The organism is Cupriavidus sp. R6-3 (assembly GCF_059772245.1).
Genome location: NZ_JCBAJO010000321.1, coordinates 1 through 4,173 on the forward strand (window position 1 = coordinate 1; position 4,173 = coordinate 4,173).

5 protein-coding genes are annotated in these 4,173 nt (G+C 66.6%); 1 reads left to right on the forward strand and 4 read right to left on the reverse strand.

Annotated features, from left to right (window positions below; genetic code table 11):
* Window positions 1–354: 354 nt before the first annotated feature.
* The 4 genes from yidC to rpmH form a co-directional block, all read right to left on the reverse strand.
* Entirely contained in the window at window positions 355–2,016 is a 1,662-nt protein-coding gene (yidC, locus tag AC6EI8_RS24765) for a membrane protein insertase YidC (protein WP_149317363.1), read from the reverse strand.
* Window positions 2,017–2,036: 20 nt separating this feature from the next.
* Window positions 2,037–2,297 carry a membrane protein insertion efficiency factor YidD gene (yidD, locus tag AC6EI8_RS24770; RefSeq protein ID WP_149317364.1) on the reverse strand — a complete coding sequence of 87 codons (261 nt, stop codon included), beginning with the start codon at window positions 2,295–2,297 and terminating at the stop codon, window positions 2,037–2,039.
* Between the two features lie 14 nt (window positions 2,298–2,311).
* Entirely contained in the window at window positions 2,312–2,725 is a 414-nt protein-coding gene (gene rnpA / locus AC6EI8_RS24775) for a ribonuclease P protein component (protein WP_149317610.1), read from the reverse strand.
* Window positions 2,726–2,889: 164 nt separating this feature from the next.
* Window positions 2,890–3,024, reverse strand: a complete 135-nt coding sequence (rpmH, locus tag AC6EI8_RS24780) for a 50S ribosomal protein L34 (RefSeq protein WP_006578231.1) — start codon at window positions 3,022–3,024, stop codon at window positions 2,890–2,892.
* 813 nt (window positions 3,025–3,837) lie between these two features.
* Here rpmH and AC6EI8_RS24785 point away from each other — a divergent pair.
* Window positions 3,838–4,173: DnaA N-terminal domain-containing protein (locus AC6EI8_RS24785; protein WP_498383163.1), on the forward strand; the 336-nt coding region annotated here is incomplete at its 3' end.

The following is a 4,173-nucleotide window of genomic DNA, read 5'->3' on the forward strand; positions in this document are numbered from 1 at the left end:
AGCGCACGGCACGCAGGTGGCGCACCGCCACGCGCAAGGCATGCAGGTCGTCGGGCCGGTCGCGCCGGTCCATGGCGCGCAGCGCGTCGGCGATCCGCTGCAGATCGGCGGCGGCCAACGCGGCAAAGGCGTCGAGCGCGCGCATCCGGCGTTTCAGTGTGAGAGTGCCCATGTCGCCCTGTCGCGGTCGGAGCCGGCAGCCCGCGCCGGCCCGCTATCAATGCACCTGGCTACAGTGTAGGAAACGACCTCGCCCGATGCGGCGCATGGTCGTCTTTCGCCCTGGCGGCCGCCCAAAGAAAAAGCCCGACGCTTTCGCGTCGGGCTTCTCGTGTGGCGAGGTGCCGGTCGGGCTCAGCCCTTGGCCGGCGCCGGAGTCTTGCCCTTGCCCAGCATCCGGTTGATCTGCCATTGCTGCGCGATCGACAGGATGTTGTTGACCACCCAGTACAGCACCAGGCCGGCCGGGAAGAAGAAGAACATCACCGAGAACACCAGCGGCATGATCATCATGACCTTGGCCTGGATCGGGTCCGGCGGCGTCGGGTTCAGCTTGGTCTGCACGAACATCGACACGGCCATCACGATCGGCAGGATGTAGAACGGGTCGGGCACCGACAGGTCCTTGATCCAGCCCAGCCACGGCGCGCCGCGCATCTCGACCGACGACAGCAGGACCCAGTACAGCGCGATGAACACCGGGATCTGGATCAGGATCGGCAGGCAGCCGCCGAGCGGATTGACCTTCTCGGTGCGGTACAGGCCCATCATCTCCTGGTTCATCTTCTGCGGGTCGTTCTTGTAACGCTCGCGGATCGCCGTCATGCGCGGCTGCAGGTCCTTCATCTTGCCCATCGACTTGTAGCTTGCCGCGGACAGCGGGAAGAACACCAGCTTGATCAGCACGGTCAGCGCGATGATCGACCAGCCCCAGTTGCCCAGGATGCCGTGCAGCTTCTCCAGCAGCCAGAACAGCGGCTTGGCGAGGATGGTCAGCCAGCCGTAGTCCTTGACCAGCTCCAGGCCCGGCGCGATCTGCTCGAGCATGTGCTCTTCCTGCGGGCCGGCGAACAGGCGCGCGTCGGTCGACACCGTCGCGCCCGGCGCGATCTCGCCCAGCGGCTGCTGCACGCCAACGCGATACAGGTTCGGGTCGATCTGCTCGACGTAGAAGCTGTGCTGCTTGCCGGTCTGCGGCAGCCAGGCCGAGGCGAAGTAGTGCTGCACCATCGCGACCCAGCCGTTGTCCGACGGGGCGGGCAGCGTGACCTTGCCCTTGGCGATGTCCTCGAAGCTGATCTTGTGGTACTTGTCCGCGTCGGTGTAGACGGCCGGACCGGTGAAGGTGCTGTAGAACTGCGACTGCTCGACGTGGGTACCGTCGCGCGCCAGTTCCATGTACAGCGTCGGCGAGACCGGCTGGGCGCGGTTGTTCGTCACGTCGAAATGCGTCGCGACGACATAGCTGCCCTTCTGGAAACGGTAGGTCTTGGCGAAGCGCACGCCGTCCTTCTCGGCGGTCAGCACGACGTCCAGCGAACCGGCATTGCCCAGGTCGCGCGGACCCGGCGCGGCGGTGAACACCGTCGTGTGGTTCGGCAGGTCGCCGTTGATCAGGCCCGAGCGCGCCATATAGGTATGCGCGGCGCTGCGCTGGAACAGCACGACCGGATTGCCGGCCTCGTCCTTGTGGCGCAGCAGTTCGAGACGAGACAGGATGCCGCCCGCGGTATCGATCTCGGCACGGACCACGTCGGTCGTGATGACGATCTTCTCGCCGGCCGGCGCAGGCGCCTGCGGCGCGGCTGCCGGGGTGCCGGTCGGGGACGCGCCGCCCACCGCCTTGGGCACGTCGCTGCGCGCCTGCGGGGCGCTCGCCGGCGTGCCGGTCGCGGCGGGTTGCGAGGCGCTCGGGAAGAACATCGAGGCGTGGCCGTTGGCGCGCTGCCAATTGTCGTAGAGCAGCACGAGGGACATCGAGAAGATGACCCAGAGGATGGTGCGTTTGATATCCATGTCTCGCTGTATCTGGGAATTCAGGGTCTGGGCAGCCGGACGCTGACCGTCGGACGGCCGGCGTCGCGCGAAGGCGGCACCGGATCATACCCGCCTTGCGCGAAGGGATGGCAGCGGCACAGCCGGCGGGCGGCCAGCCAGCTGCCGCGCGCGGCGCCATGAGCGACGATGGCTTCGCGGGCGTAATCGGAGCAGGTCGGCAGGAAGCGGCACTGCGAGCCCAGGTACGGACTCAGCGCGATCTTGTAGAAGCGCAGCAGGGCAAGCAGGATAGGCTTCATGTCGGTGCCCTCGATCAGGCGCCGGAAGGCGAGGTGAGCGCAGCGGGCGGAGCGGACGGCAGGGGCCGGGCGGCGACTTCCATCAGCTCGGCCAGTTCGGCCTGGCAGGCCAGCCGGACTGCACGGCGGCTGGGGAATTCGGTGCGCGGGAACTTGGCCTGCAATCGCAGCAACACGTCGCGGCCGACCAATTGGTCCTGCCGCTGGCGGAACAGTTCCCGCACCATGCGCTTCACCAGATTACGCTCGGCGGCGCGCGGCGCAAACTTCTTGCCGACCACGATGCCGAGCCGCGCCTGCGGCTGGCCGTTGGCGCGGACGTAAAGCACGAAATGGGCGCTGCGCCGCCGCGGGCGCAAAGCAAAAACGGATGAAAACTCATCCGTCTTTGTGAGCCTCGCGGCTTTGGGGAAGGCATGGGTCGGCACGCTGGTCAGACTGGCTGGCACGCGTTGCCGGGCCGTCCTGGGGGCAAGGCAAGAAGGGACAGCGGCAAGGGCGGCGGCCGGGACACGACCGCGCCGCGTCCCGCCATCATGCGCCGGCGGTTGCCGGCTGCATCGATGCGGGCCGCCGTCCCGTCACCCGGCCCTTAGACTGCCAGGCGCTTGCGGCCCTTGGCGCGGCGCGCGTTGATCACGGCGCGGCCGCCACGGGTCTTCATGCGCACGCGGAAGCCATGGGTACGCTTGCGGCGGGTAACGGAAGGTTGGTAGGTACGTTTCATGTTGCACTCTCTGGTTGATCTGGGCACGCCCGGCCGGCCAGGGGCCTTGGCTGCCGCGTATGGTTCGCATGGGGGCCGCCGCGGATGCGGTACTGCCGACGCTTGTGATTGTCCTGAAGCTGACCTGACGCCGGCCTTGGGTGTCGCGATACAGGTCTCGCGACGCAGGCTGGGCGGGATGACCGCGCGGCTGGCGCGGGCGACCCGAGCTCAGGTCCGCCGCCGCTCAAGAAATGAAGCGGGTCAGACCCGGCGATGCGCATACGTGATCCCCTGCCGCATCGCAGAACCCGCCATTTAACGGATTTTCTGCGCGCCTGTCAAGGCTGCTGTGGGAGGATGCCGCTGTGCGGGTGCACGCATGGCCGATGACGGCGGTTTTCTTGTCCACAGTGGTGCGAAGCACATTTTGGAGTGGCCTAAACACCGCTTTTTTTGCGTGATGCGAAGGACAATCCCCTTTTAAATCAAGCGATTGGCCTCTATAAGTGCCGGCTGCGGCGCTGCAAGGTTGCAGGTTGTGCACAGTCATCCACCGAATTTTCACAAGTTGTCCACAGACTTATCCTTTGTGGATAACTTGGGCCGGGGGGTACAATCCCGGTCCAAACACAACACGGCCTGCGTGGCGCACGCACAACCCGAGGTGTGCAGGACATGACGGTTAGGCGGCTTGGCGGGCGGGGGATCCGACAAGCCGGCTGCGGTAGCGGTCATGCCGGCACTCGGGAGACAGCGGCGCCCTTTTTTATTGGGACTCGAAAGACTGCTGACGTGACGCCAGGCAGCCGTGGCACTACCCAACAACAACCGATGCAAGATTTCTGGCAGGCGGCAGCCGCGCAGCTCGAGCGCGAACTGACGCCTCAACAGTTCAAAACCTGGATCAAGCCGCTCGCGCCGGTCGCGTTCGATGAGAACGCCCTGTCGCTGCGCATTGCCGCGCCCAACCGCTTCAAGCTCGACTGGGTCAAGAGCCAGTTCTCCGGGCGCATCACCGCGCTGGCCTGCGAGTACTGGGAAGCGCAGGTGAGCGTCCACTTCGTCCTCGACCCTACGGCGTCGGGGCGTGCGGCAGCGAACGGCTATCAGGCCCCCGGCAATCCGGGCGGCCCGTACGGTCCTGCCCAGGATCCGGCCGCCCCCGGC

Bases quoted from the DNA above. Each gene is read 5' to 3' on its own strand.
- yidC (WP_149317363.1), bottom strand. From the start codon at position 2,016: ATGGATATCAAACGCACCATCCTCTGGGTCATCTTCTCGATGTCCCTC.
- yidD (WP_149317364.1), bottom strand. From the start codon at position 2,297: ATGAAGCCTATCCTGCTTGCCCTGCTGCGCTTCTACAAGATCGCGCTG.
- rpmH (WP_006578231.1), bottom strand. From the start codon at position 3,024: ATGAAACGTACCTACCAACCTTCCGTTACCCGCCGCAAGCGTACCCAT.